We start from the raw sequence: 25,508 nt of genomic DNA, 5'->3' as shown, positions 1-25,508 counted from the left end.
AGCCACGAGGGTACGGAGCGCCGGGCCAAGCGTGGCTTACCGACGCCGGACCGCCCCAGGGCGGGCCGACGCGCGGGCCGGCGGGCTACCGGCCGAGCAGCCGACGGGCCTCGGTGGTGGTCAGCGGCGGGCGCTGGGCGAGCTGCGCGAAGCCGACCGCGCGGGCGACGAGCTGCATGTTGGACTCCACCGGGCGGCCCTTGGCGTACGTCACCGTGTCCTCCATGCCGACCCGGAGGTGACCGCCGGTGGACAGCGAGGCCAGCATCACCGGGATGGTGCTGCGACCGATGCCGGTGGCCGAGAAGGTGGTGCCCGCCGGCAGGTCACGCAGCATCTGCTGGGCGGCGACCAGGGTGGCCGTGGTGCCCGGCATCCCGCCCGGCACCCCCATCACGAAGTCGACGTGCACGTGCCCGCCGTGCGGCAGGCCGTACCGGTCGAGCAGGCGGGACAGGGCGGCGAGGTGACCGAGGTCGAAGATCTCGTACTCGGGGAGGATGCCGCGTTCCTGCATCCGGGTGTGCAGGTCGACGATGAACTCCCACCGGTTGAGGAAGACGTCGTCGCCGAAGTTGACAGTGCCCATGGTGCAGGAGGCCATGTCCGGGGCGGCGTCCAGCACGGCCAGCCGGTCGGCCTCCGGGTCGGTCACCGCGCCGCCGGAGGAGAGCTGCACGATCAGGTCGGTGCCCTCGCGCAGCGCCGCCACCGTCTCCCGCAGCCGCCCCTGGTCGAGGGTGGGACGCGCCTCGTCGTCCCGGATGTGGACGTGGATCACGGAAGCGCCGAGCGCCTCGCACTCCTTGGCGGTGAGCAGCAACTCGTCGAGGGTCACCGGCAGCGCCGGCACCTCCGCCTTGGCCGACTCCGCGCCGGTCGGGGCAACCGTGATCAACGTCCCTGTCGTCATGCCGGCGATGGTAACCGCCCAGGCCGCCCCAGGTCGATGCCGCAGCCGGGTCGGGACAGGAAGAACCGCACACTCGCAGGGAGTTACACGAAGAAATTCCCGTCCCTGCGGCAGCAGATGGGCATCCTTGTCGCCGGATCGGCTACTCCGGGTCGACGGCGGCGGCGGTGTCGCCCACCGACAGCCGGGCGTCGTCGGCGAGGTTGCGCTTGACCACGGCCAGCGCGACCTGACCCAGCTCGAAGTGGTGCACGGCGGTGCCGACGAAGCCGACCGTCCGGCCGTCCAGGGTGACCGGGGTGCCCGCCGCCGGAAGCTGGTCGGTGGTCACCCCGTCCAGGTGCAGCAGGACGAGCCGACGCGGCGGCCGGCCCAGGTTGTGCACCCGGGCGACCGTCTCCTGCCCCCGGTAGCAGCCCTTGTCCAGGTGCACCGCCGGGGCGATCAGACCCACCTCGGCGGGGATGGTCCGGTGGTCGGTGTCCACCCCGACCCGGGGCTGTCGGGCGGCCACCCGCACCGCCTCGTACGCCCACAGCCCGGCCGCCGGCACCCCGGCGGCACGCAGCTCGGCGACGACCCCGTCCAGGGCCGGCCGGGGCACCAGCAGGTCAACCCCGAGCGGGACCCGTCGGGCCCACCCGCCGCCGGTCAGGGGCTGCACGTCGTAGCGGACGGTGGGGCGGGGGGGCAGCTCGCCGGAGCGGAACTTCGGGCCCGGCACCGCGAGCACCTCGGGTGCGGCCAGCCCGGTCACGCCCAACGTGGCGACGGCGTCGGTGGCCTGCGGCCCGACCAGCGACAACAGCGCGTGGTCGGCGGTGGCGTCGCGCGGCTCGACCTGGCTGAAGAACCGCATCTTCTCCAGGTACGTCAGCAGGCCGGCGGTCATTCCCGGTTCGGTGTCCAGCCAGGTGGTCGTGCCGTCCTCGGTGACCATGGCGTGCTGCTCGACGTGCCCGTGCGGGCTGAGCACCAGCAGTTCGGTGCCCTGCCCCGGGCCGAGCGCGGCGAGGTGCTGGCTGGTCAGGGTGTGCAGCCAACCGATCCGCTCCGGGCCGGAGACGGCGACGACCCCCCGGTGCGAGCGGTCCACCAGACCGACCCCGGTGGCCAGGGTGCGCTGCTCGCGCAGCGGGTCGCCGTAGTGCGCGGCGACGCCCCGCACCCCGGCCGCCCGGTGCTCGGCGTCCGGCTGGTCCCGGCTGGCCTCGTCGATCGCCTCGACGGCGACCGCTCCCCCGATGTCGATCATGTCGGTTCCCCGTCCTCGCAGTTGTGGCAGACGCCGAAGAGCGCCACGTGCCCGATGTCCACCCGGAAGCCCCGGCCGGTGGCGAGCTGGTCGGCCAGCGGACGCATCAGCTCCGGGTCGATCTCGTCGACCGCGCCGCACTCGCGGCAGACCAGGTGGATGTGCTGGTGCTCACCCGCCGCGTGGTAGGTCGGCGAACCGTGCGACAGGTGGGTGTGGGTCACCAGGCCGAGCCGTTCCAGCAGCTCCAGCGTCCGGTAGATGGTGGTGATGTTGACCCCGGCGGCCACCTCACGGACCGCGGTGTGCACCTGCTCCGGTGTGGCGTGACCCAGGTCGAGCACGGCTTGGAGGACCAGTTGCCGCTGCGCCGTCAGCCGCAACCCGCGGGAGCGGAGCATTTCCGCCAGCGAGGATTCGGACACCGTCCGATCATAGTTCGGCCGCCGGCCCGCGCCCGGCCACGTCGTGCCGCCGCTAGGCTCGGCGGTCGTGGTGGCATCGAGGATCGCCGTACTCGGCCGGGGCGTCGTCCCCGCGACGAGGCCGGTGCTGCGCGGGGACGACCTGGGTGCGCTGCGCGGCGACGGACTGTTCGAGACCATGCACCTGCGCGGCGGACGCCCCTGGCTGCTGACCGCCCACCTGGCCCGGCTGCGCGTCGGCGCCGCCGCCCTGGAACTCCCGCTGCCGCCCGACGCGGCACTGGTGGAGCTGCTGGACACCCTCGTCGACGGCTGGCCCGACGGGGTCGAGGGCGCGTTGCGCCTGGTCTGCACCCGGGGGCCGGAGGGTGGCGGGCTGCCCACCGTCTACGCCACCCTGGCCGAGGTGCCGGCCGCCGCGAAGCGGCTACGCCACGCCGGGGTCACCGTCGCCACCCTGCCCCTCGGGGTGCCGGCCACGGGCCGCCCCGAACTGTCCTGGCTGCCGACGGGCATCAAGTCCATCTCGTACGCCACCAACAGCGCCGCGCGCCGCTGGGCCGCCCGGACCGGCGTGGACGACGTGCTCTGGGTCTCGACCGACGGCTACGTGCTGGAGGCTCCGGGCGCGAACGTCGTCTGGCTGGACGGCGACAGCCTGTGCACCGTCCCGGCCGACCGCACCGGCATCCTGCCCGGCACCACCTGCGGCTGGCTGCTCGACCACGTGACCGGGCTGGGCCTGACGCCCGCCGAGCGGATGGTCACCCCGGCCGGGCTGCACGCCGCCGCCGGAATCTGGCTGACCTCGTCGGTACGCGGCCTGGTCGAGGTCAGGACCCTCGACGGCGAGCCCCGCCCGGCCTCCCCGCACACCCCCCGCTTCCGGGGGCTGCTGGGCTTCGCGTGATCGACACGACAGGGCCGATGTTGCGGTATCTCCGCTCGCGGACGCCGCAACATCGGCTCACCTGAGTCGATCAACGTCAGCCAGCCACCCGGATCAGCCGGGCGGACAGGTGCGGGGAGAGGCTGTGGCCCATGCCCGCCATCTCCTGGGCGTAGAGCAGCGCCCCCTCCACGATGCCGAAGAGCCGGGCGCCCGCCGTCACCTCCTTGGCGGTGGCCGTACGCACCACCGCGTCGGTGGCGAACTCGATCTGCGTACCGGTGCGCCGGCCGATGTGCAGCTCCATGATCCCGGTCGGCGAGGTCATCAACGCCTCCAGCTCGTCGGTGACCCGCTCGCCGTCCAGCACCGGACGCCACCAGCCCACCTCACGCCCGGCCGGCCGGACCGGACGACTCTCCTCGTCGAGCAGCCAGGCCCGGGACTCGTAGAACAGGAACGGCCGGCCGTCGTGGCTGATCCGGATCTCCTGGGCGTAGTCGAAGTCCTCGATGGTGGGAAAACCACCCCGCCCCCGCCCCCGCCACACCCCGACGTACGGCAGCAGCCCGTCCAGCGCCGGATGCAGCTTCGGACCGACCCGCAGGTCGTGGCTCTCCTGGTACGGGTACTCCTCGACCGGCGGCGCGTTCAACCACGGCGGCTGAAGGGGGTTCTCGTCGCTCACCGGATCTCCTTCGTTCGCGACTGCGGGGCTCGCAAACCCGGCTCACTCCTCGCGCTCACCACTTACCTCTCGACAGGCGTACGGCCAGGTAGACCAGGCCACCGGCGAGCGCGCCCAGGCCGGCGACCAGCAGGCTGACGAACCCGATCTCGGTAACCATCATGGTCATCCTATGCTGGGCCCCATGGGCCGCACTCTCGTCGTCAAGGCCACCGCCGGAGCGGACGCCCCGGAGCGGTGCGCGCAGGCGTTCACGGTCGCCGCCACGGCCGCCGCCGCCGGGGTGACCGTGTCGCTCTGGCTGACCGGTGAGTCCACCTGGTTCGCCGTGCCCGGTCGGGCCGGGCAGTTCACCCTGCCGCACTCGGCGCCGCTGACCGACCTGCTGGACGTCATCCTCGCCACCGGCCAGGTCACCGCCTGCACGCAGTGCGCCGCCCGCCGGGACATCGGCCCGGACGACGTGCTGCCCGGCGTCCGGATCGCCGGCGCGGCCGTCTTCGTCGAGGAGGCGATGGCCGAGGGCGCGCAGGCGCTGGTCTACTGACCCGGCCGCACCGGCCCCCACCGGGCGGTGCCGATGTTGCACCTGTATGTACGCATTTTGCCTACCATGCGTAGGTGAGTCGGGCGACGGACGAGTTCTTCGCGGCACTGCCGGCGCGTGCCCCTGCGGTGCTGCGTGCCCCGGTCACCGGAACGCTCCAGATCGACCTGGTCGACGACGACCACACCGACCACTGGCTGGTGCGGATCAGCCCCGGCCGGGCGGTGGTGGAACGGGGCAGCGGCCCGGCGGACGCCGTCTGGAGCAGTAGCGCCGACCTCTTCGAACGGCTGGTCACCGGGTGCGCCCAGGGCGTCGCGGCGGTGCTGCGCAACGAGTCGACGTTCAGCGGCAACGTGATGCTGTTCCTGGTGTTCCGGCAGTTCTTCCCCACCCCGCCCGGGGTGCGCGACCCCCGGGAGACCGCCCGTGAGCAGACCGGGCGGGCGTGATGCAGCAGCGGGTCAGCATCCTCGACGGCAACACCTTCCTGGTCTGCGACGGGCGCGGCGACGTCGAACCGTCGTTCGACTTCCCGACCGGGCTGTTCTCGTTCGACACCCGGTTCCTGTCCACCTGGCTGCTCACCCTCGACGGCGAGCGGCTGCACGCCCTCTCGGTCGACGACGCGCACTCCTACCAGACCCGGTTCTTCCTCGTCCCGGGCGAGCCGACGCACTACCTCGACGCCAAGGTGTCGATGATCCGCACCCGGTCGATCGGCGGGAACTTCACCGAGGAACTCACCGTGCTCAACCACTCCGGCCGGGAGATGCGCTTCGACCTGCGGCTGGAGATGGGCTCCGACTTCGCCGACCTCTTCGAGATCAAGCACCAGCAGCCGAAGAAGGGCCGGACCAGCGCGGTCGCCGGGGACAACACGCTGCGGCTGACCTACCGGCGGGAGGCGTTCCACCGCGAGGCGATGATCACCAGCAGCACCGACGCCCGCGTCGACCAGGCCGGGATGACCTGGTCGATCACCGTCGCCCCGCACAGCGAGTGGAACACCCGGCTGACCGTGACGCCGGTCATCCACGGCGCGCGCGGCGAGGACGTCCGGGCGATCACCGCGCTCGGGGCGGCACGCGGGCCGTCGGTCATCCGCGACGAGCAGGAGGACCTGGTCGCCCGGGCGCCGCAACTCGGCTGCGACTGCGAGCCGCTCGCCGGGGCGTACCGGCAGAGCCTGCACGACCTGGCCGCGCTCCGGTACGAGTCGATCACGTTGGGCGTACGGCTGCTCGCGGCCGGTCTGCCCTGGTTCATGACCCTGTTCGGGCGGGACAGCATGCTCACCTCGTTGCAGGTGTTGCCGTTCCTGCCGGAGCTGGTGCCGCCGACGATCCTGATGCTGGCCGGGCTGCAGGGCTACCGGCTCGACGACTTCCGCGACGAGGAACCCGGCAAGATCCTGCACGAGCTGCGGTACGGCGAGACCGCCGGCTTCGAGGAGCAGCCGCACTCCCCCTACTACGGGGCCGCCGACTCGACCCCGCTGTTCCTCATCCTGCTCGACGAGTACGAGCGGTGGACCGGGGACGCGGCGCTGGTCAAACGGCTGGAGTTCGCCGCCCGCGCCGCCCTGCACTGGATCGACACCTACGGCGACCTGCTCGGCACCGGGTACGTCTGGTACCGCAGCCGCAACCCGGAGACCGGCCTGGAGAACCAGTGCTGGAAGGACTCCTGGGACGCCATCTCCTACGCCGACGGCCGGCTGCCCGGCTTCCCCCGGGCCACCTGCGAGATCCAGGGGTACGCCTACGACGCCAAGCGGCGCGGCGCCCGGATGGCCCGGCTGTTCTGGAACGACCCCGAGTACGCCGACCGGCTGGAACGGGAGGCGGCGGCGCTCAAGGAACGCTTCAACCGGGACTTCTGGATTCCGGAGAAGGAGTACTTCGCCGTCGCCCTGGACCCGGACGGCCGGCACGTCGACTCGCTCACCTCCAACATCGGCCACCTGTTGTGGAGCGGCATCGTCGACGAACCCCGGGCGGCCCGGATCGCCGAACACCTGCTCGGTCCCCGGCTCTACTCCGGCTGGGGGGTGCGCACCCTGGCCACCGACGAGGGCCGCTACAACCCGATCGGCTACCACGTCGGCACGGTGTGGCCGTTCGACAACGCGTTCATCGCCTGGGGCCTGAGCCGGTACGGCTTCCGGGAGGAGGCGGGGCGGATCTGCGAGGCGATGTTCGACGCCTCCCGGTTCTTCAACGGACGGCTACCGGAGGCGTTCGCCGGCTTCGAACGCACCCTCACCGACTACCCGGTGCAGTATCCGACGGCGTGCAGCCCGCAGGCCTGGTCGGCCGGTACGCCGCTGCTGCTGTTGCGGGTGATCCTCGGCCTGGAACCGCAGGGTGAGCACTTGATCATCGATCCGCTGGTGCCGGAGGGGATGGGTCGGGTCGAGCTGCTGGACATCCCGGGCCGGTGGGGTCGGGTCGACGCCCTGGGCCGCAGCCGGAGCCCGCGCGAGCACGGACCCCGCCGCTGACCGGGCGGGCGGGTCAGCCGGGGCAGCCGGTGGAGGCGGCGAGCCGTACCTGCGCGCCGGTGCCGTCGGCCAGCACGGTGGCCGGGCCGCTGCGGTAGGCGTACACCTCGGGGAGGTCGGCCACCGGGGAGCCGGCGGCCAGCGGACGCAGGCCGGTCAGCGCGACCGGCGCGTCGCCGGCCGAGACGGCGACGGTACGGGCGGTGCCGCCACCCGGGCACGGCGCGGTGACCTGTTCCGGGGCGGACCGCGCCGGGCGGCCCAGCGCCCGCAGCGCGGCGTCCAGCGTGGGGTCGGCGGGGGCCGCCGACGGCTGCGGATAGCCGGCACCGACCGGGCGGCAGCCGGTGTCGGCGGTGAACCGGACCCGGCCGCCGCTGGTGACCCGGCCCTGCACGGCGACGAACTCCCCGGCGTCGGCGCGCAACCGGGGACCGGACGCGCCGGCCCGCACCCCGGCCCGCCAGTCGGCCGGCAGCCGGTCGGCGACCCGGTCCAGCAGGGCCCGCTCGCCCCCCTCGGCGACCAGCACGTCCAGCCCCCGGGTCAGGGTCGCGCCGTCGGCCATCGGGGTGATCCGGCAGCCGCGCTCGACCTGCGGGCCGGTCAGCGCCCAGGCCCCGTCGCCGACCGCCGCGACCAGTTCACCGAGCGCCCGGTCGACCACCGGGCCGGCGTCGGCGAGGGTGCGCTGTTCCTTGACGGTCGGCGGGTCGTGCCGGGCCGACCACCAGGTGAGCCCGCCCACCACCACCGCCCAGGTCACCGTCACGGCCAACAGCCAGGCCAGCCGGCGGCGTGGCGCGGACGGACCGGTCGGTGGGGCGTACCCCTGCTGGACGGCACCGTTCACCGGGCCATCGTGTCACGCGCCCGCCGCCGGCCCACCCGCCGGTGCCCGGGGTCAGCCGCGCGGTACGGCGAGCCGGTAGCCGACGCCGCGTACGGTCTGTACCTGCGGGCCGCCGGCCACCTCGCGCAGCTTGCGGCGCAACCGCTTGACCGCCGAGTGCAGGATGGCCGCGTCGCCCAGCCAGGTGCCGCCCCAGACCGAGCCGAAGATCCGTTCGTAGCTCCAGACCGCCCCGGGGTCGCCGGCCAGCCGGGCCAGCAGCTCCCGTTCCAGCCGGGTCAGCGCCAGTGGCTCCCCCCGCCAGGTGACCAGGTGGCGGGCCGGGTCGACGAGGAGGTCGCCGCAGTGCACCGGACCCTGCTCAGGCGGGGGCGCGGGGGCCGGCACCGGCGGGCCCGGGAAGAGCATGGCGCGCAACTCGGCCAGGTCGGCGCAGATCACCACCGGGCCGAGGTCGTCGAGCCGGCGGACCACCCGCTCCCGGACCGAGACGTCAGCGCTGACACAGACCACGAAAGGGATGTCGACACCGGTCACCCGTCCTCCCCAGGACCGCACCCGCCGCCCGCTGCCCGACGGGCCCGTCTGCCCACGACGGGGGCCGGCGCGGCCTGCCGTCAGCCTAGCGGTCAGCGTGGCGCCCGGTTACTGACCGAATACTGACCGACCCGATCCATTGATCAGCTTGGTTCTCCGGCTGAGCATGATGCACAGCGGCCGTGGGGGCCCACGCAGCACCCACCACCGGCCACCTCCTCAGCCGCTCCGCGTGGCCGCGACCCCGGCACACGCGGCCGGGCCCGAACCGATCGGGCCCGACGACGTGGGGAGGAACAGCGTGCTCAGACGACCGACCGGACGACCGTCCCGGTGGCGATTGGTGGCCGCGCTCGCGGCCGGACTCCTGGGCCTCACCGCCCAGCCCGCACTACCCGCCGGGGCCGCGCCGGCCGCACCCCGGGCCACCGTGGACCGGCAGGTCCTCGACGGGCTCGCCGACGGCACCGAGACCTTCCTGGTCTACCTGCGCGAACAGGCCCCGCTCGGGCAGGCGGCCCGGCTGCGCAGCCCGGACGCCCGCGCTGCCGAGGTGCACCGGCTGCTCACCACCACCGCCGACCGGACCCAGCGTGACCTGCGGACGGTGCTGGACGACCGGAAGGCCACCTACACCGCCTACTGGATCGCCAACGCGCTACGGGTGACCGGGGACCGGGCGCTGCTGGACACCATCGCCGCCCGGCCCGAGGTCGAGCGGATCGCCGCTACCCGCAGCTACCCGCTGATCCGTCCGGTCCGCAGCACCGCCGCCCGCGCCGGCACCGACGCCGTCGAGTGGGGACTGACCAACATCGGCGCACCCCGCGTCTGGGACGAGTTCGGCGACCGGGGTGAGGGCCTGGTCGTCGCCAACATCGACAGCGGCGTGCAGTTCGACCACCCCGCGCTGGTCAACTCCTACCGGGGCAACCTCGGTGGCGGGACGTTCGACCACAACTACGACTGGTACGACCCGGCCGGCATCTGCCCGCAGGACGCCCCCTGCGACAACAACGACCACGGCACCCACACCATGGGCACCATGGTCGGCACCGACGGGTCCGCCAACCAGGTGGGGGTCGCCCCCGGCGCGAAGTGGATCGCCGCCAAGGGCTGCGAGTCCAACAACTGCTCGGACGCCTCGCTGCTGGCCGCCGGCCAGTGGGTGCTCGCCCCGACCGACCTCAACGGCCAGAACCCCCGCCCCGACCTGCGCCCCGACATCGTCAACAACTCCTGGGGCGGCGACGGCGGCGACCCGTGGTACCAGCAGACCGTGGCCGCCTGGCGGGCCGCCGGGATGTTCCCGGTCTTCTCCGCCGGCAACGACGGCCCGGCCTGCGGCAGCGCCGGCTCCCCCGGTGACAACCCCAACGCGTACGCGGTCGGCTCGTACGACGTGAACAACGCCATCTCCGGGTTCTCCGGCCGGGGCGACGCCACCGACCCGGCCGGGCTGAAGCCGAACATCGCCGCGCCCGGCAGCAACGTACGCTCCAGCGTCCCCGGTAACGGGTACGCGTCGTTCAACGGCACCTCGATGGCCGCACCGCACGTCGCCGGCACGGTCGCCCTGATCTGGTCGGCCGCGCCCAGCCTGCGCGGGGACATCGCCGCCACCGAGGAGCTGCTCGACCGCACCGCGACCGACGTCGACGCGACCACCTGCGGGGGCACCGCCGCCGACAACAACGTCTTCGGCGAGGGTCGGCTCAACGCGTACGAGGCGGTCCGGCAGGCCCCGCGCGGTCCGGTGGGGCAGGTCGCCGGCCGGGTCACCGACGAGGCGACCGGCGATCCGGTGGCGGGTGCCACCGTCGCCACGGGCGCGCGCAGCGTCAGCACCGGCACCGACGGCAGGTACTCGTTGACCGTGCCGGCCGGCGAGACCACGCTGACCGTCTCCGCGTACGGCTTCCGCACGGCTACCGGCACCGTGACCGTCCCGGAGGACGGCTCGGTCACCCGGGACTTCGCCCTGACGGCCACGCCGACGGTCACCGTCTCCGGCCGGGTCACCGACGGCTCCGGGCACGGTTGGCCGCTGTACGCCACGATCGAGGTCGCCGGCCGCCCCGGCGGACCCGTCTTCACCGACCCGGTGACCGGCCGGTACTCGTTCACCGTGGCCGGTAACACCGACTACAAGCTCACCGTCACCGCGCAGTACCCGGGCTACCGGACGGTGACGAAGGACCTGACCGTCGGGTCGACGGCCACCACTGCCGACGTCCCGGTCCCGGTCGAGGCGGCCTGTGCCGCCGCCGGCTACACCGGCAGCCTCAGCGCGCCGCTGCTGTCGCAGAGCTTCGACGGCACCACCGCGCCGGAGGGCTGGTCGGTGCGCAACCGCACCGACAAGGGCGGCTGGGTCTTCAACGACCCGGGCGCACGGGGCAACCTGACCGGCGGCACCGGCGGGTTCGCGATCATCGACAGCGACAAGCTCGGCACCGGCAACACCCAGGACACCGACCTGGTCGCCCCGCCGGTCGACCTGTCCGCCTCGGCCGCGCCGCTGCTGCGTTTCCGCAGTGACTGGCGGGCCGTCGGGATCAGCGACACCGCCGACGTGGACGTCTCCACCGACGCCGGGGCGAGCTGGACGAACGTCTGGCACCAGACCGCCAGCCGGCGCGGCCCCCGGGTCGAGGAGGTGCCGCTGACCCCGGCGGCCGGTGCGACGGGGGCGCTGGTGCGCTTCCGGTTCAAGGGCACCTTCGCCTGGTGGTGGCAGGTGGACGACGTCCAGCTGGTCAACCGGGACTGCACGCCCGTCCCGGGTGGCCTGGTGGTCGGCAACACCACCGACCGCAACACCGGCGCGGCGGTCAACGGGGTGACGGTGACCAGCGTCGACCGGCCCACCGACACGGCCGTCTCGGCGGCCACCCCGGACGACCCGAACCTGCCGGACGGCTTCTACCACCTCTTCTCGGGGCTGACCGGCACCCACCCGTTCACCGCCGCCAAGCCGCCGTACACCCCGGTCACCCAGCAGGTGACGGTGGTGGCCGACAGCACCCGCCGGGCCGACCTGGCCCTGACCGCGGGGCGGCTCACCGTCAGCTCCACCACGATCGAGGCCCACCAGCCGTACGGCAGCACCCGCACCGCCAAGGTGACGGTCCGCAACACGGGTTCCGCCCCGGCGACCGTGGAGCTGCTGGAACGTGGTGGCGGGTTCGAGGTGCTGTCCAGCGGCGGCGCGCCGCTGCGGGAGCAGGTGGTCAAGGGGATCAGCACCGGCCGTACCGGTGCCCGGTACGGCGGCGGGAACGCCGACGCCGCGCCGCAGGCCGACGACGCGTGGGCCCGGATCACCAACCTGCCCGCCGCGATCTACGACAACGCGGCGGCCAACCTGGACGGCAAGGTCTACTCGGTCGGTGGCGGTGGCGACACCGGCAACGAGCGCAAGGCCTGGGTGTTCGATCCGGCCACCGGCGTCTGGACGGCGCTGCCCGACCTGCCGCACGCCCGTTCCAAGCCGTCGGCCGTGGGCATCAGCGGCAAGCTGTACGTGATCGGCGGCTGGGGCGCAGGCGACGGCATGGAGCCGTCGGTGGACGTCTTCGACCCGGGCGTCGGGGCGTGGAGCACCCTGGCCGGGGCGGTCAACCCGGCACCCGCCGCAGCGGCCGGCACCGCCGTGGCCGGGGGCAAGGTGTACCTGGTCGGCGGCTGCGTCGACAGCACCTGCACGGAGAGCAACAAGCTGGTGGTGTTCGATCCGCGTACCGGCACGTTCCGCACCGGCACGGCGTACCCGCACCCGGTCTCCTGGGTGTCCTGCGGCGGGATCGGCAGCCAGGTGTACTGCGCGGGCGGGGTCGCCGCCGACGAGTACACCGACACCTGGCGGTACGAGCCGGCGTCGGATTCCTGGAGCCCGCTGCCGAACCTCCCGGTCGACCTGTGGGGCTCCCAGTACGCGTCGGCCGGCGGCATGCTGGTGCTGGCCGGCGGGGTGACCGGCGGTTCGACGTCGGTCACCAACCGGACGCTCGGCTTCGACCCGGTCGCCGGTGCCTGGAAGAACCTGCCGAACGCCCAGTTCAGCAGGTACCGGGGTGCCGCCGCCTGCGGGGCGTACAAGATAGGTGGTTCGCCCAGCTCGTTCGTCGGCTCGGCGGACAGCGAACGGCTCGGCGGGCTGGAGGGCTGCTCGGACGCCAGTGACCTGCCGTGGCTGTCCACCGCACCGACCAGCTTCACGCTCGCCCCGGGGGCGTCCCAGACGGTCACCGTCACGCTGACCGCCACGGCGGCGGCCGGGGTGCTCCAGCCCGGGGCGTACTCGGGTGAGCTGGGGCTCACCTCGAACACGCCGTACCCGGTGTCGTCGGTCGGCGTCGAGATGAACGTCTCGCCGCCGAACAACTGGGGCAAGATCCAGGGCACGGTGACCGGGGTGACCTGCGGCGGCCAGACCGTCGGCGTCCCGGCGACGATCCGGCTGAACCTGGTCAACTCGACCACCGGCGTCACGCTCACCGCCGACGCCCAGGGCCGCTACGCCTGGTGGCTGCCGAAGGGCAAGTACGAGGTGATCGTGGCCAAGGACGGTTGGGTGCCCCAGGTCCAGCGCACCGTCGTGGAAGCGGGCATCGTCGGGACGCTCAACTTCGGGCTGACCCCGACGTCGACCTGCGCCGGCGTCCGGGCATCCGGCCTCTGACCGGCTGACCGCATTGACGGTGGCCGTCGACCCCTCCCGGGTCGGCGGCCACCGCCACGTCCCCCGGGCCGCCCACCCCTCCGGCCGCCCCGGCCCTCCGGCCGCCCCGCCCCGTGGGGCGGCGTCTGCCGTGATCAACTCCCTTGGGCCGATGTAGCGGTATCCGCCCGCTCCGATACCGCTACATCACTGACCACGTGTTGACCGTGCTGCCCTGACGAGCTTCGGCCGCCGGGACCGGCCTCTCCGCCGGCTCGGGGAGCCACACCATGTTCTGAACCGGGTATGCCTGTGGGTCATATTTATGACCCACAGGCATACCCGTCTCCGGGGACAGCGTTTCCGGTCGGGATCAGTGAAGGTGAGGCGGCAGGTCAGCAGGGCAGCAGTGCAGCAGTGACCCTGCCCTGAGCACCGGCACCGGCACCGGCACCGGGCAGTCACCGAGGAACGGTCACTCAGCGGCGCACCGACAGCGGCAGAGCGCCGTCAGATTCAGGTCAGGGCTTGCGCAACCAGGTCGCCGGGTCGGTGACGAAGATGCCCTTGCCCTGGTGGCGGCTGATCACTCCGAGCGCCTCAAGCCGCACGTTGACCAGGTTGATCGTCGACGGACTGACGTTGAACCGGCTGCACTGCTCGCTGATCGAGGGCAGCTTGTCTCCCGGCTTGTACTTACCCGACCTGACGTCGGCGACGATCTCGTCGGAGATCCGGATGTAGTCCGGGGTCGCAGGCATGGCACTCCTCGCGTGGCACCCGCGATTCGATCACGCTCTCATCACGGCATGCAACTACGCACTGCAACCGGTCGTTGACTCTTTCAAGTTCCTCAAATAAGTTGGTCGGCGAGCGCTCCTCGCGTGGCAACGAGCAGGGCTCTCCCCCGGTCGGGGCGGGTGTCGAATCGGAAGGGAACCCGCCCGCCCCGGCCACCTTCCACGGCAGCACGATCCCCCGCTGCCCCCTGCGGAGAGGTGGTCCCATCGTGTGCAGGTTCCTCCGGCTGTTCCGCCGGAACCGGTCAACGGCAACCGACCGGCCCGTGACAACCGACCGGTCCAGGACTGCCGAGCGGCCCACGGCGGCCGAGCGGCCCACGGCGGCCGAGCGGCCGTCCGCCCGGCACCGGGTCACCAACCGGCCCCCGGCCAACCAAGCCCCGGCCAGACATCCCGTGAGCAACCGGACGGGCAACCGTCCTGTCCAACCGTCCGGGCCGCCGGGGCGGCAGAACACCGGGCACCACGGGCCGGCGGCACACCACCACCGACCGGTGGCGCACCGGCACCAACCGGTGGGGTACCGGCCGCTCTGCACGAGCCAGGTGCGGCAGCAGCGGTTCCGGCGGTCCCGACACGGGTTGGACCCGGCCGAGGTGGACGGGTTCCTGCACCGGATCGCCGACGAGCTGACCGTGCTGCACGCCGAGCTGGCCCGTACCCGGGAGGAGAACGCACGGATCAAGGGTGCGCTGCGCGACTGGCAGTCCCGGTTCGCGCCCCGGGTGGTGCGGGTGTGACCGCCGCGACCGAGCGGGAACGGTTCGTCGTACACCTGACTGTCGCCGCCGACGACCTGCCGGCGGCGCGGCTGCTGGCCCGCGCGATCGGCCGGTCGCTGGCGTTCCTGCCGGAGCTGGTGCTCGGCGAGACGACCGTCTCCGAGGAGGGCGCGACGGAACCGCAGCACCAGGTGTTCTGTGATCGGCGGCTCGGTGGGCGTCGCCGCTGTGTCCGGCGGGTCGACCACCAGGGCGGCTGCACCTCGTGACACCGCTGGCCGGGCGACGACCCGGTGGGCGGGCTGCCGGGCGACCGGCGCGGACACCCGGGCTGCCGGGCGACGGGCACCTTGTGCCTGCCGGGCGCGGACATCCGGTTGTCGGGCGGGCCGCCGGAGGGTGGAACGGCCCGGGGCCGGTCACCCCGGGTGGGGTGACCGGCCCCGGGCCGATCGTGAGCGTGGGTCAGGCCACCGTGACGGTGACCTCGTTGATGCCCCGGTTGGCGGTCACGGCGGTGTCGCCATTGCCGTGCCGGGACAGCGCCCGCAGGGTCCAGTTGCCCGGCGCGGCGAAGAACCGGAACTGCCCGGCCGGGGAGGTGACGACCTCGGCGGTGAACTCACCCGTCGAGTCGAGCAGCCGGACGTACGCGCCGGGCACGACGTCGCCCGACTCGGCCAGCACCTGGCCGGTGATGACGGTTTCCTTCTCCAGGTCCAGGCTGGCCGGCAGGGGCGCGGACTGGTCCGGTGCGGCGCAACCGGCGGCGGTGGGAGCGGTCATGGCTCAGGCCTCCCCGGGCTCGTCGCCGAGCGCCACCGGCACGCCGACCAGCGAGCCGTACTCGGTCCAGGAACCGTCGTAGTTCTTCACGTTGGGGTGGCCGAGCAGCTCCTGCAGCACGAACCAGCTGTGCGAGGAGCGCTCGCCGATCCGGCAGTAGGCGATGGTCTCCTTGCCGTCGTCCAGCCCGGCGTCGGCGTAGATCTTGCGCAGCTCGTCGTCGGACTTGAAGGTGCCGTCCTCGTTGGCCGCCTTGGACCACGGCACACTGATCGCCGTGGGGATGTGCCCGGCCCGCTGCGCCTGCTCCTGCGGCAGGTGCGCGGGGGCCAGCAGCCGGCCGGCGAACTCGTCGGGGCTGCGCACGTCGACCAGGTTCTTGGTGCCGATCGCGGCGACGACCTCGTCGCGGAAGGCCCGGATCGAGGTGTCCGGCTCCTGCGCGACGTACTGGGTGGCCGGGCGGGTGACCGCGTCGGTGACCAGCGGGCGGGCGTCCAGCTCCCACTTCTTGCGACCGCCGTCGAGCAGCTTGACGTCGCGGTGGCCGTAGAGCTTGAAGTACCAGTACGCGTACGCGGCGAACCAGTTGTTGTTGCCGCCGTAGAGGACCACGACGTCGTCGTTGCCGATGCCCCGCTCGGAGAGCAGCGCCTCGAACTGGGCCTTGTTGACGAAGTCCCGGCGGACCTGGTCCTGCAGGTCGGTCTTCCAGTCGAGCTTGATCGCGCCGGCGATGTGGCCGGTGTCGTAGGCCGAGGTGTCCTCGTCGACCTCGACGAAGACGACGCCCGGGGCGTCGAGGTTCTTCTCGGCCCATTCGGCCGAGACGAGTGCGGTGTCGCGACTCATCAGATCACTCCCTGGTGAGGATGGGTGGTGAGCCAGCGCGGGTGGTGGAGATCGGTGATGTCGCACCATGCGCGGGACCCATAGAGGAACGGATCACGGGTTCGTGCGACGGCGCCGCTGCCGGGCGTTTCGGAGGGTTGGCACCGAAGGTCGGAAGGACCCTGGGTGCGGTGGCCGCTAGGCGGCCGGAGACAGCCCCGCCGTCAGATGACGGAGCGACACAGGCAGGTGGCCACGCGGCACAGGTCGACCGCGCGCCGTTTGGTGAGGTGCGTCCCCATGGGCTCGGAGCCTACCAGCCGTCCCGGAGAGTGCCAGCTCACGACCAACATGCGGGACGCAGGCCCACCTGGCGGGCAGCGCCGGGCGGGTCCGCGTCCACGACTGAGCGGCGAGTCAGCTCGGCGAGTTGATCGGGACGTCCTTCGCGTCGGCGGTCACCGCGAGCCCCTCCGGACGCGGCTCGACCTTGCGCACGTTGAGCTGGAACGGCAGCGACGGCAGGGGCACGTCGACCGAGATGCCCCGGGCGTAGTTGTTCAGCAGGGTCCGGGCCAGCGGCACCGCCGGCAGCCCCTGGGCGTTGAGATCGCTGAACTTCAGCGACACCTTCCCGCCGTCGGCCACGGTGACCTCGGCGGTGCCGGTGACGGTGAGCTTCTGGCCGAGGATGTCGACGGGCGCGGTGACGGCGAGCTTGCCGTTCTGCTCACCGAGCTTGAGCCCCGGCCGGTCCAGCAGCTTGGCCAGGCTGTCGTAGGTGACCGTGCCGGTGCCGGCCACCGTCTCGGCCACCACCTCGCCCTGCCCGGAGCGGATGGTGTCCAGCGGGGCGCGCACGTTGCGGGCGTCCACGTCGAGTCGGGGCAGGCTGACCGCGTTGCCCTCCACCGACCCCTGCACGTCGGTCAGCACGATGGAGATCCGCTCGTACCGGCCGTCGACGACCTGGGTGAGGAACGGGAAGCCGCCCACGTCGACCTGGGGCGGCGCGGAGCTGGCGTCCTGATCGGTGATCGCCTGCTGCACCTGGTCGGCGATGGCGCGTTCGGCCAGCCCGGCCGCCACCCGGTCGGCCACCACCAGCAACCCGCCCAGGATCAGCACCAGGACGACAAGTACGACGAGCCACCTGCGCCCGCGCCGCCGGGGCCGCTCCTCGTACGTCTGCGCCACGCCCGTCTCCGTCCGTCGTCGCCGTCGCGGGTACGCGACGTGCCGGTCATCGATGCCGCCGCCCGCGGCGCACCGGTACTACCCGAGCGCCGCCGCGCCCAATCGCGCCGCGCGCCCCACCGCCGTCAGCCGGCCTCAGCCGGCGTCGGAGGATCAGAGAAAGAGCACACACATGGCGTACGCCGCCGGAGCGGCGAGCGCGAACCCGCCGAGCGGTCCCTGCATGTGCCGGGCGATCCACATGGTGGGTGGCTCGCCGGCCATCAACCGGCCCGCCTCGGCGTAGCCGACGGCGAGGTCGGCCAGCACGGCGGTGGCCGCGGTGACCAGACCGATCACCGCGGCGCTGGTCGGGGTGAAGCCGACCAGGTAGCTGCCGAGCAGGGCGCTGGTGAGGGTGCCGACCATCGCCCCGACGACCACCCCGGCGGCCCCCCGGGGCACCTGCGGCGCGAGCCGGGGCCAGGCGAGCACGGCGTCGGTGAGCCGGGCCACGGTGAGGGCGACGCCGGCGGCGACCAGGCAGACGGTGATCGCCTGGGTGCCGGCGGGAATCCGGCTGAGCGTGATCAGGGTGGCGAACGCCACCACACCGACCACGATGAGCAGGGTGGTGCCGAGCGAGTCGGTCACCCGGACCCGGTCCACCCGGCGCACGAGCTGGCCGAGCACCCCGACCAGGAACCCGCCCAGCGCCACGTACCCGAGCGGGGCCAGCCCGGCCACGTCGGTCTGCACGGCGGCGACGTCGGCCGCAGCGGCGACCACGCCGCTGGTCAGCGCGACCAGCAGCAGCGCCGGCGGGCGCATGGCCATCGTCCAGGCCAGCACGAAGAGCAGTTGCACGCCGAACACGATGATCGCGAACGGCAGCCGGTGACCGGGGCCGGCGGTCTGCGCGCCGAGCACCAGGCCGACGCCGAGCAGGGCGGCGAAACCGGCGACGGTCAGCGAGAGCGGCCGGCGCACCTCGACCGGTTCGACCGGTTCCTCGTCCGGCTCGACCTCGTCGTCCTCGCTGCGCCGCGGCTGGCCGCCCTTGCGGAACCGGCGTGGGCCGCGCTGGCGGCGGCCCCCGGCGTCGTCGTCGGGGGCGGGACCGGGTGCGGGCCCTCCGGCCGGGCCGGCGGGCCCGTCGGGGGCGTCGTCGGCCCACGGGTCACGGCCGGTCTCGGGCGAGGTGGAGGGAAACACGCCCCGATCGTGCCAGACCGACGGGGATCGGCGGGGATCACGGGGTGCCCGACGGGGATCACGGTTTCGGCGACGTTAAAACCTGACCGGTGATCACGGGCAGATCCGACAAAAAGGAAAGGACGCCGAGGTGACAGCGGCGCAATCGGTTAGGCTCAGGCTGTTACCCGCCCGTCAGCGACGCCGGGACCCACGCAAGTTCTCAGCGCCCTGCCCACCCGCGGGGCAGCTGGTCGCGTGCGGCCGAAGGGCCGCCGGGACGGAGGTGATCGTGTGGAGCTCCTGCTGCTGGTGACCGCGCGCGCAGGTGAGCCCTCGGCGGTGCTGCCGGCACTCGACCTGTTGCCGCATTCGGTCCGTACCGCACCGCGTGACGTCCGCACCCTGGTTTCCGGGCCCAGCCCGGACGCGGTGCTGGTCGACGCCCGGTCCGAGTTGAGCGAGGCCCGTGCCACCTGTCGCATGCTGCACGCCACCGGCCTGGGCGTGCCGCTGGTCGCGGTGGTGACCGAGGCCGGCCTGATCGCCCTGAACGCCGACTGGGGCGTCGACGACGTGATCCTGGCCGGGGCGGGGCCGGCCGAGGTGGAGGCCCGGCTGCGGCTCGCCGTGGGTCGGCTGAGCAACGCCACGTCCGGGGCCGGCGGCTCGATCCGGGCCGGCGAGTTGAACATCGACCCGGACACCTACGCGGCGAAGCTGAAGGGCCGGCCGCTCGACCTCACCTACAAGGAGTTCGAGCTGCTCAAGTTCCTCGCCCAGCACCCGGGCCGGGTGTTCACCCGGGACCAGTTGCTGCGCGAGGTCTGGGGCTACGACTACTTCGGCGGCACCCGGACGGTGGACGTGCACGTCCGGCGGCTGCGGGCCAAGCTCGGCTCGGAGTACGAGTCGATGATCGGCACGGTCCGCCAGGTGGGCTACAAGTTCGTGGTCCCGCCGTCGTCCCGGTCGCTGCCCGAGTCCGAGCCCGCGCCGCTGCCGGTCTGATCCCGGGCGGTATTACCGCACCCCGATAGGACTATTTCCATACGCCCCTTTTGCCCCTGTTGTCGGTTCTATTCTTGGTGCCGTAATCAGCAGGGGCGAGAGGGGCTACGGTGCGTGCACTGACCACGGGGGCGACGAGAGGGCCGTCCCGCGATCCGGACCGGCGGTGGCGCTGATGCGCACCCGGTCGACCAGTGGGACCGTCGGGACGGTTGGCGTCGTCACGCTGGTGCTGGCCGCCCTGCTCGGGTCCGCGTACGCGCTCGGCCGCAGCATGATCCCCGACCCGCCCCGTCAGCCTCTCGGCGCGTCGGCGCAGGTCGACGGGGCCCAGTACGGCGAACAACCCGCCGACCCGGCCGCGCCGCCCGCCACCCGCCCCGACGGGTCCAGCCCGGCCGGCACCCCCACCGCGGGGGCCGACCCGGACACGCCGCAGCCGGCCAGCGGCGGTGACGGCCCGTTCGGCAGCCACGCCAGCACCGGCACCGGTGAGGTCGCGCTGACCTTCGACGACGGCCCCGACCCGACGTACACCCCGCAGGTGCTGGAGGTGCTGCGCGCGTACGGGGTCAAGGCGACGTTCTGCGTGGTCGGCGAGAACGCCCAGGACCACCCGGACCTGATCCGCGCGATCGTGGCCGACGGGCACACCCTGTGCAACCACTCGTGGCACCACGACGTACTGCTCGGCAAGCGCTCCCCCGCCCTGATCCGGGCCGACCTGATCCGCACCAACGACGCCATCCACGCCGCCGTGCCGGACGCCCCGGTGAGCTACTTCCGGCAGCCCGGCGGGGCCTGGACCTACCCCGTCGTGTCGGTCGCCGAGGGGCTGGGGATGACCCCGCTGCACTGGACCGTCGACCCCAACGACTGGCAGGTCCCCGGGGCCGCGAAGATCACCGCGACGGTCTCCCGGGACACCGGGCCGGGCGCGGTCGTGCTCATGCACGACGCCGGTGGCGACCGGCAGGGCACCGTGGACGCGCTGCGTCGGCTGCTGCCCGACCTGACCGGCCGGTTCCAGCTTGAGGCGCTACCGCCCGGCGGGGCCAACTGAGCCGGCAGGGCCAACTGAGCCGGCGGGGCCGACCGGGCGGGCGACGCGGACTACGGTGGCGGGATGAGCAGCGTCGAACCGACCGTCGACCGGGTGGCCCGCACCGACCGCCTCACCCCGGACGAGGTGACCGAGGTGCTGGCCCTGGCCCGGCTCGGCGGCGACGCCGACGGGGCCGACCCGTTCGACGAGCACACCCTGCTGCGGCTGCGTGACCCGCACGCGCCGGCCGGGCACCTGACCGCCCGCGCCGCAGACGGCACCCTGACCGGGTACGCCCACCTGGACACCACCGAGCCGGAGTCCGGGGTCGGGGTGGAGCTGGTGGTGCACCCGGCCCTCCGGCGGCGGGGCACCGGACGGGCGCTGGTCCGGGGCGTCCTCGCGGCGGCCACCGGCCCGCTGCGGGCCTGGGCGCACGGCGACCACCCGTCCGCCGCGGCGCTCGCCGTCGACCTCGGCTTCACCCGGGCCCGGGTGCTCTGGCAGTTGCGCCGCTCGTTGACCGCCCCGGTGTCGCCACCCCACCTGCCCGACGGGGTGACGCTGCGGTCCTTCCGCCCCGGTGCGGACGACGACGCCTGGCTCGCGCTCAACGCCCGTGCCTTCGCCACGCACCCCGAGCAGGGCCGGTGGACCACCGACGACCTGCGGGCCCGACTGGCCGAGTCGTGGTTCGACCCGGACGGTTTCCTGCTCGCCGTCGACTCCGCCGGGCGGCTGCTCGGCTTCCACTGGACCAAGGTGCACGAGCGGCCGGGCTCGGCCCGTACCGGTGAGGTCTACGTGGTGGGGGTCGACCCGGACGCCCACGGCGGCGGCCTGGGCCGGGCGCTCACCACGGCCGGCCTGGCCTACCTGCGGGACCGGCGCGGGCTGGACCGGGTGATGCTCTACGTCGACGAGTCGAACACGGCCGCCGTCGCGCTCTACGAACGGCTCGGGTTCGCCCGCTGGTGCGGGCACGTCAACTACCACCTGGGCTGACGCTCTCCCGTCCACTCCACCCCGGCCGGTGACCGGCCGGGGTCATGACCGGCGTTGTCTCCGTGCGGTAACGGCGGGGCCACGCACGGATAACGACTGCCCGGATATGTCGCATCAATGCGGATACCGGGACGGCAGTTCACCTAACGGACAACCCTCCCTCAGGCAGCGGTCACCTTCCCGGCCGGGGCTGTTCATGCCCCGTTCACTTCCGACCGGCGAACCGTCTACCTGGCACTTCTAGCTTTCGTGTCAGCCGGTCAGCGCCGGCACTCGGGCCCCATCCGGGCGACCTGACCAAAGACGTGAAGGGAAACCCCTCAGGTGAAGCTCCAGCGGCACGGCGCCATTGCCTGCCTCGCTCTTACTGCGGTCCTCGGCCTCAGCGCCTGCGGCTCGGACAACAACGAGCCGGCCAGCGCCTCCGCCTCCGGCTCGGCCAGCGCGGCCGACTGCGGCAAGGGCACCCTGAACGCGCAGGGCTCCTCCGCGCAGAAGAACGCCATGGCTGAGTGGATCAAGGCGTACCAGCAGAAGTGCAGCGGCACCACGATCAACTACGAGTCGACCGGCTCGGGCGCGGGCATCCAGGCGTTCATCGCCGGCACCGCCGACTTCGCCGGTTCCGACTCCGCCCTCAAGCCGGAGGAGCAGCCGCAGGCCGACGCCAAGTGCACCGGCGGCGCGGCGCTCAACCTGCCGATGGTGATCGGCCCCGTCGCGGTCGTCTACAACGTCGGCGGCCTGGACAACCTCCAGCTCAAGCCGACCACCCTGGCGCAGATCTTCGCCGGCAAGGTCACCAAGTGGGACGACCCGGCGATCAAGGCCGACAACCCGAACGCCACGCTCCCGGCCTCGGCGATCCAGACGGTGCACCGCTCCGACGAGTCGGGCACCACCGACAACTTCACCAAGTACCTGTCGAAGACCGCGCCGGCCGAGTGGACCTTCGGCAACAACAAGGCGTGGAAGGCCCCCGGTGGCCTCGGTGCCCCCAAGTCCGACGGTGTCGCCTCCAAGGTCAAGAGCACCGAGGGCACGATCAGCTACGTCGAGTGGTCGTACGCCGAGAACTCCGGCCTGAAGAAGGCCAAGGTGCAGAACGGGGCCGGCGAGTACGCCGAGCTGACCGCCGAGTCGGCCGGCAAGACCATCGCCGGGGCCAAGATCGAGGGCCAGGGCGACGACCTCAAGATGTCGATCGACTACGCCACCAAGGAGGCCGGGGCGTACCCGATCGTCCTGGTGACCTACGAGATCGTGTGCAGCAAGGGCATCGCCGCCGACAAGCTGCCGCTGGTCAAGGGCCTGCTGGGCCACGCCGCCAGCACCGAGGGCCAGGCCGAGCTGGTCGAGCTGGGCTACGCCCCGCTGCCCGACTCGGTCCGGACCAAGGTCGAGGCCGCGGTCAAGAACCTGGCCTGACCGTCCCGAGCGACAACACCCCCTCAAGTCGAAGCGAGCGAGCAGATGGGTGAAACCCCTCACCGCTCGGCACACGCCGGCACCGGCGGACACCCCGTGACCCTGGGTCACGAGCGGTCCGCCGGTGCCTCGGCGCGTGTGGCCGAGGCACCAGTCAGCCCCCGTACCCCCGATGACGACCGTGGCCTCGGCGGAGGCGGCGGGCTGCCCCGGGCCCGCGCGTTCGGCGCGGAACGGGCGTTCCGTGGCGTGACCCTGGCCGCCGGCGTCGCCGTGCTGGTCATCATCGCGGCCATCGCGGTCTTCCTGATCGCCAAGGCCGTGCCGGCGCTGCGGGCCAACAGTGCGAACTTCTGGACCTTCGAGGGCTGGTTCCCCAACGACGACCCACCCACGTTCGGCATCGGCGCGCTCGCCTTCGGCACCGTGCTCACCGCCCTGCTGGCGCTGCTGGTCGCGGTGCCGGTGGCGCTGGGCATCGCCCTCTACCTGTCGCACTACGCGCCCCGGCGGCTCGGCACCGCGCTGGGCTTCGTGATCGACCTGCTGGCCGCCGTGCCGAGCGTGGTGTTCGGCCTGTGGGGGCGGGACTACCTGGTCGGGCCGGTCGCCGACCTGTCGGCCTGGCTGAACAGGTACTTCGGCTGGATTCCGATCTTCGGCGACGGCCCGTACGGCAACTCGATCCTGCTCGGGTCGCTGGTCCTGGCGATCATGGTGCTGCCGATCATCACCTCACTCTCCCGCGAGGTGTTCCTCCAGACCCCGACGGCCAACGAGGAGGCCGCCCTCGCGCTGGGCGCCACCCGCTGGGAGATGCTGCGCACGGCGGTGCTGCCGTACGGCCGGCCGGGCATCATCGCCGCCGTCATGCTCGGCCTCGGCCGGGCGCTCGGCGAGACCATCGCGCTCGCGCTCACCCTCGGTTCGACGTACGCCATCTCGTTCAACATCCTCGCCAACGGCGGCAACAGCATCGCCGCGAACATCGCCAACCGGTTCGCGGAGGCGAACGAGACCGGCCGGGGCGCGCTCATCGCCTCCGGCCTGGTGCTCTTCGCGATCACGCTGGTCGTCAACATCACCGCGCGGGCGATCATCTACCGCCGCCGCGAGTTCACGGAGTCGGCCGCATGACCACCACCCTCACCCCCCGCCGTTCCCGCCCGCCGGCCCAGCCGGACAGCCTGCGGGCGAAACGCCTGCCCGGGTACGCCGCCCCCGCCCTGGCGGTGCTGGCCCTGCTGGTCGCCGCCGGCATCGTCTACGGCGTCGACCTCGGCGGCCCGGTCCTGGTCGTGGTGCTCGGCGCGCTGCTCTACCTGACCGGTCTCTTCGTCGCGGCGAACGCGGTGGAGGGCCGACGCTCGGCCCGCAACCGGTTCTGGAGCGCGCTGATCCACTCCGCCCTGGTGCTGGCCGTGCTGCCGCTGGCCTCGGTGGTGTGGACGCTGGTCAGCAAGGGCACCGCCCGGCTCGACGGCGACTTCTTCGGCAGCTCGATGAACAACATCGGGGCCCGGGACGCCAACGGCGGCGCGTACCACGCCATCGTCGGCACCCTGGAGCAGGTCGGCATCGCCACCGCGATCACCGTCCCGCTCGGCGTGCTCTGCGCGATCTACATCGTCGAGTACGGCCGGGGCCGGTTCGCCTTCACCATCCGGTTCTTCGTCGACGTGATGACGGGCATCCCGTCCATCGTCACCGGCCTGTTCGTGCTGGCCTTCTGGGTGCTGATCGTGTCCCCGTGGTTCAACGACGGCCAGCCCGGCTTCTCCGGCTTCGCTGCCGCGCTGGCGTTGAGCGTGCTGATGCTGCCCACGGTGGTCCGTTCCACCGAGGAGATGCTGCGGCTGGTCCCCGCGCCGCTGCGGGAGGGTGCGTACGCCCTCGGCGTGCCGAAGTGGAAGACCATCCTGCGGGTGGTGCTGCCGACCGCGCTGCCCGGCATCGTCACCGGCATCATGCTCTCCATCGCGCGGGCCGCCGGTGAGACCGCCCCGGTGCTGCTCGTCGCCGGTGGTGGTGCGGCGATCAACTTCAACCCGTTCGAGAACAACCAGTCGTCGCTGGCCCTCTTCGTCTACCAGCAGGCCGGCGAGGCGTCGAAGTACTCCCCGGCACGGGCCTGGACCGCGGCGTTGACCCTGGTCGTCCTCGTGCTCGTCCTGACCGTCGCCGCGAAGCTGCTGGCCCGCCGCAACCGGCTCGGCCGATGAACCCCGGAG

The 25,508-nt window shown here is 72.9% G+C and carries 25 protein-coding genes and 1 pseudogene; 13 read left to right on the top strand and 13 right to left on the bottom strand.

From position 1 onward, the window contains the following. Positions 1 to 85: 85 nt before the first annotated feature. The 3 genes from ACN265_RS01575 to ACN265_RS01565 all read right to left on the bottom strand — a co-directional run bounded on the left by ACN265_RS01575 (position 86) and on the right by ACN265_RS01565 (position 2,569). Entirely contained in the window at positions 86 to 913 is an 828-nt protein-coding gene (locus ACN265_RS01575) for a 3-keto-5-aminohexanoate cleavage protein (RefSeq protein ID WP_377682048.1), read from the bottom strand. Positions 914 to 1,055: 142 nt separating this feature from the next. Next, positions 1,056 to 2,168 (bottom strand): YgfZ/GcvT domain-containing protein, encoded by a 1,113-nt coding sequence (locus ACN265_RS01570; RefSeq protein ID WP_204924741.1) that lies wholly within the window; start codon positions 2,166 to 2,168, stop codon positions 1,056 to 1,058. Next, positions 2,165 to 2,569: a Fur family transcriptional regulator gene (locus tag ACN265_RS01565; protein WP_204925011.1), complete on the bottom strand. Its 405-nt coding sequence runs from the start codon at positions 2,567 to 2,569 to the stop codon at positions 2,165 to 2,167. Before ACN265_RS01565 ends, ACN265_RS01570 begins: the two co-directional genes overlap by 4 nt. 91 nt (positions 2,570 to 2,660) lie before the next feature. Here ACN265_RS01565 and ACN265_RS01560 point away from each other — a divergent pair, with 91 nt between their 5' ends. Beyond that, positions 2,661 to 3,503 (top strand): aminotransferase class IV, encoded by an 843-nt coding sequence (locus ACN265_RS01560; protein WP_421405797.1) that lies wholly within the window; start codon positions 2,661 to 2,663, stop codon positions 3,501 to 3,503. Positions 3,504 to 3,579: 76 nt separating this feature from the next. On the opposite strand, the gene ACN265_RS01555 is transcribed toward ACN265_RS01560, so the two are convergent. Next, complete coding sequence (locus ACN265_RS01555; RefSeq protein WP_204924739.1) at positions 3,580 to 4,170, bottom strand: FABP family protein; 591 nt, start codon at positions 4,168 to 4,170, stop codon at positions 3,580 to 3,582. A gap of 55 nt (positions 4,171 to 4,225) precedes the next feature. Next, positions 4,226 to 4,330 carry a small membrane protein MtfM gene (gene mtfM / locus ACN265_RS01550; RefSeq protein WP_067315095.1) on the bottom strand — a complete coding sequence of 35 codons (105 nt, stop codon included), beginning with the start codon at positions 4,328 to 4,330 and terminating at the stop codon, positions 4,226 to 4,228. Positions 4,331 to 4,342: 12 nt separating this feature from the next. On the opposite strand from mtfM, the gene ACN265_RS01545 reads away from it, so the two are divergent. The 3 genes from ACN265_RS01545 to ACN265_RS01535 all read left to right on the top strand — a co-directional run bounded on the left by ACN265_RS01545 (position 4,343) and on the right by ACN265_RS01535 (position 7,223). Continuing rightward, a complete protein-coding gene (locus ACN265_RS01545) occupies positions 4,343 to 4,717 on the top strand; it encodes a DsrE family protein (RefSeq protein WP_145921867.1) in 375 nt (124 codons plus the stop codon). Between the two features lie 74 nt (positions 4,718 to 4,791). Beyond that, entirely contained in the window at positions 4,792 to 5,169 is a 378-nt protein-coding gene (locus tag ACN265_RS01540) for an SCP2 sterol-binding domain-containing protein (protein WP_420117320.1), read from the top strand. Then, positions 5,169 to 7,223: a glycogen debranching N-terminal domain-containing protein gene (locus ACN265_RS01535; protein WP_421405796.1), complete on the top strand. Its 2,055-nt coding sequence runs from the start codon at positions 5,169 to 5,171 to the stop codon at positions 7,221 to 7,223. Before ACN265_RS01540 ends, ACN265_RS01535 begins: the two co-directional genes overlap by 1 nt. Before the next feature lie 13 nt (positions 7,224 to 7,236). Here ACN265_RS01535 and ACN265_RS01530 read toward each other — a convergent pair whose 3' ends face one another. Together ACN265_RS01530 and ACN265_RS01525 are read right to left on the bottom strand one after the other, a co-directional pair. Continuing rightward, positions 7,237 to 8,013, bottom strand: coding sequence for a hypothetical protein (locus tag ACN265_RS01530; protein WP_204925009.1), 777 nt, complete (start codon positions 8,011 to 8,013; stop codon positions 7,237 to 7,239). Positions 8,014 to 8,127: 114 nt separating this feature from the next. Then, on the bottom strand, positions 8,128 to 8,613 hold the full coding sequence (locus ACN265_RS01525) for a winged helix-turn-helix domain-containing protein (RefSeq protein WP_307826139.1): 486 nt from the start codon (positions 8,611 to 8,613) through the stop codon (positions 8,128 to 8,130). Positions 8,614 to 8,914: 301 nt separating this feature from the next. Here ACN265_RS01525 and ACN265_RS01520 point away from each other — a divergent pair, with 301 nt between their 5' ends. Continuing rightward, on the top strand, positions 8,915 to 13,297 hold the full coding sequence (locus ACN265_RS01520) for a S8 family serine peptidase (protein WP_421405795.1): 4,383 nt from the start codon (positions 8,915 to 8,917) through the stop codon (positions 13,295 to 13,297). A 500-nt stretch (positions 13,298 to 13,797) separates the two neighbouring features. On the opposite strand, the gene ACN265_RS01515 is transcribed toward ACN265_RS01520, so the two are convergent. After that, positions 13,798 to 14,037, bottom strand: coding sequence for a winged helix-turn-helix domain-containing protein (locus ACN265_RS01515; protein WP_421405794.1), 240 nt, complete (start codon positions 14,035 to 14,037; stop codon positions 13,798 to 13,800). Positions 14,038 to 14,573: 536 nt separating this feature from the next. Between ACN265_RS01515 and ACN265_RS01510 the strand changes: the two genes are divergently transcribed. Together ACN265_RS01510 and ACN265_RS01505 are read left to right on the top strand one after the other, a co-directional pair. Next, a complete protein-coding gene (locus ACN265_RS01510) occupies positions 14,574 to 14,819 on the top strand; it encodes a DivIVA domain-containing protein (RefSeq protein ID WP_372444573.1) in 246 nt (81 codons plus the stop codon). Beyond that, positions 14,816 to 15,064: pseudogene (locus tag ACN265_RS01505) on the top strand (hypothetical protein); the annotation flags it as partial. The gene ACN265_RS01510 and the pseudogene ACN265_RS01505, both read left to right, overlap by 4 nt. A gap of 202 nt (positions 15,065 to 15,266) precedes the next feature. Here the strand turns inward: ACN265_RS01505 and ACN265_RS01500 are convergent. The 5 genes from ACN265_RS01500 to ACN265_RS01480 all read right to left on the bottom strand — a co-directional run bounded on the left by ACN265_RS01500 (position 15,267) and on the right by ACN265_RS01480 (position 18,809). Then, positions 15,267 to 15,587: a DUF1416 domain-containing protein gene (locus ACN265_RS01500; RefSeq protein ID WP_204924734.1), complete on the bottom strand. Its 321-nt coding sequence runs from the start codon at positions 15,585 to 15,587 to the stop codon at positions 15,267 to 15,269. Between the two features lie 3 nt (positions 15,588 to 15,590). Then, positions 15,591 to 16,439 carry a sulfurtransferase gene (locus ACN265_RS01495; protein ID WP_421405793.1) on the bottom strand — a complete coding sequence of 283 codons (849 nt, stop codon included), beginning with the start codon at positions 16,437 to 16,439 and terminating at the stop codon, positions 15,591 to 15,593. 203 nt (positions 16,440 to 16,642) lie between these two features. Then, positions 16,643 to 16,720: an Ms5788A family Cys-rich leader peptide gene (locus ACN265_RS01490; protein ID WP_323135737.1), complete on the bottom strand. Its 78-nt coding sequence runs from the start codon at positions 16,718 to 16,720 to the stop codon at positions 16,643 to 16,645. A 115-nt stretch (positions 16,721 to 16,835) separates the two neighbouring features. Then, positions 16,836 to 17,615, bottom strand: a complete 780-nt coding sequence (locus ACN265_RS01485) for a DUF2993 domain-containing protein (RefSeq protein WP_420117267.1) — start codon at positions 17,613 to 17,615, stop codon at positions 16,836 to 16,838. Positions 17,616 to 17,768: 153 nt separating this feature from the next. Further along, a complete protein-coding gene (locus tag ACN265_RS01480) occupies positions 17,769 to 18,809 on the bottom strand; it encodes a hypothetical protein (RefSeq protein ID WP_420117266.1) in 1,041 nt (346 codons plus the stop codon). 273 nt (positions 18,810 to 19,082) lie between these two features. On the opposite strand from ACN265_RS01480, the gene ACN265_RS01475 reads away from it, so the two are divergent. From ACN265_RS01475 to pstA, 6 genes are all read left to right on the top strand, one after another. Then, the gene (locus tag ACN265_RS01475; protein ID WP_088643167.1) at positions 19,083 to 19,799 is read left to right on the top strand and encodes a winged helix-turn-helix transcriptional regulator; all 717 of its coding nucleotides are present in this window, start codon (positions 19,083 to 19,085) and stop codon (positions 19,797 to 19,799) included. Positions 19,800 to 19,974: 175 nt separating this feature from the next. Further along, entirely contained in the window at positions 19,975 to 20,862 is an 888-nt protein-coding gene (locus ACN265_RS01470; protein ID WP_420117265.1) for a polysaccharide deacetylase family protein, read from the top strand. A 63-nt stretch (positions 20,863 to 20,925) separates the two neighbouring features. Continuing rightward, positions 20,926 to 21,849 carry a mycothiol synthase gene (gene mshD, locus ACN265_RS01465; protein ID WP_204924729.1) on the top strand — a complete coding sequence of 308 codons (924 nt, stop codon included), beginning with the start codon at positions 20,926 to 20,928 and terminating at the stop codon, positions 21,847 to 21,849. Positions 21,850 to 22,173: 324 nt separating this feature from the next. Beyond that, complete coding sequence (pstS, locus tag ACN265_RS01460; protein ID WP_421405791.1) at positions 22,174 to 23,277, top strand: phosphate ABC transporter substrate-binding protein PstS; 1,104 nt, start codon at positions 22,174 to 22,176, stop codon at positions 23,275 to 23,277. Between the two features lie 45 nt (positions 23,278 to 23,322). Further along, the gene (gene pstC, locus ACN265_RS01455) at positions 23,323 to 24,414 is read left to right on the top strand and encodes a phosphate ABC transporter permease subunit PstC (protein ID WP_088643170.1); all 1,092 of its coding nucleotides are present in this window, start codon (positions 23,323 to 23,325) and stop codon (positions 24,412 to 24,414) included. Beyond that, a complete protein-coding gene (gene pstA / locus ACN265_RS01450; protein ID WP_204924727.1) occupies positions 24,411 to 25,499 on the top strand; it encodes a phosphate ABC transporter permease PstA in 1,089 nt (362 codons plus the stop codon). The genes pstC and pstA overlap by 4 nt, the downstream gene beginning before the upstream one ends. Positions 25,500 to 25,508: the final 9 nt, after the last annotated feature.

Origin of the sequence: Micromonospora sp. WMMD730 (assembly GCF_049178955.1) — a bacterium.
Classification (GTDB): domain Bacteria; phylum Actinomycetota; class Actinomycetes; order Mycobacteriales; family Micromonosporaceae; genus Micromonospora; species Micromonospora wenchangensis.
The sequence above is the reverse complement of the archived record's forward strand: the minus strand, read 5'-3'. Positions and strand labels throughout refer to the sequence as shown.

What these genes read in the sequence shown, in the direction of transcription:
- ACN265_RS01575 (WP_377682048.1), bottom strand. Translation starts at nt 913, where the DNA reads ATGACGACAGGGACGTTGATCACGGTTGCCCCGACCGGCGCGGAGTCG.
- ACN265_RS01570 (WP_204924741.1), bottom strand. Translation starts at nt 2,168, where the DNA reads ATGATCGACATCGGGGGAGCGGTCGCCGTCGAGGCGATCGACGAGGCC.
- ACN265_RS01565 (WP_204925011.1), bottom strand. Translation starts at nt 2,569, where the DNA reads ATGCTCCGCTCCCGCGGGTTGCGGCTGACGGCGCAGCGGCAACTGGTC.
- mtfM (WP_067315095.1), bottom strand. Translation starts at nt 4,330, where the DNA reads ATGGTTACCGAGATCGGGTTCGTCAGCCTGCTGGTCGCCGGCCTGGGC.
- ACN265_RS01545 (WP_145921867.1), top strand. Translation starts at nt 4,343, where the DNA reads ATGCTGGGCCCCATGGGCCGCACTCTCGTCGTCAAGGCCACCGCCGGA.
- ACN265_RS01535 (WP_421405796.1), top strand. Translation starts at nt 5,169, where the DNA reads ATGCAGCAGCGGGTCAGCATCCTCGACGGCAACACCTTCCTGGTCTGC.
- ACN265_RS01515 (WP_421405794.1), bottom strand. Translation starts at nt 14,037, where the DNA reads ATGCCTGCGACCCCGGACTACATCCGGATCTCCGACGAGATCGTCGCC.
- ACN265_RS01500 (WP_204924734.1), bottom strand. Translation starts at nt 15,587, where the DNA reads ATGACCGCTCCCACCGCCGCCGGTTGCGCCGCACCGGACCAGTCCGCG.
- ACN265_RS01495 (WP_421405793.1), bottom strand. Translation starts at nt 16,439, where the DNA reads ATGAGTCGCGACACCGCACTCGTCTCGGCCGAATGGGCCGAGAAGAAC.
- ACN265_RS01490 (WP_323135737.1), bottom strand. Translation starts at nt 16,720, where the DNA reads ATGGGGACGCACCTCACCAAACGGCGCGCGGTCGACCTGTGCCGCGTG.
- ACN265_RS01470 (WP_420117265.1), top strand. Translation starts at nt 19,975, where the DNA reads ATGCGCACCCGGTCGACCAGTGGGACCGTCGGGACGGTTGGCGTCGTC.
- mshD (WP_204924729.1), top strand. Translation starts at nt 20,926, where the DNA reads ATGAGCAGCGTCGAACCGACCGTCGACCGGGTGGCCCGCACCGACCGC.
- pstC (WP_088643170.1), top strand. Translation starts at nt 23,323, where the DNA reads ATGGGTGAAACCCCTCACCGCTCGGCACACGCCGGCACCGGCGGACAC.
- pstA (WP_204924727.1), top strand. Translation starts at nt 24,411, where the DNA reads ATGACCACCACCCTCACCCCCCGCCGTTCCCGCCCGCCGGCCCAGCCG.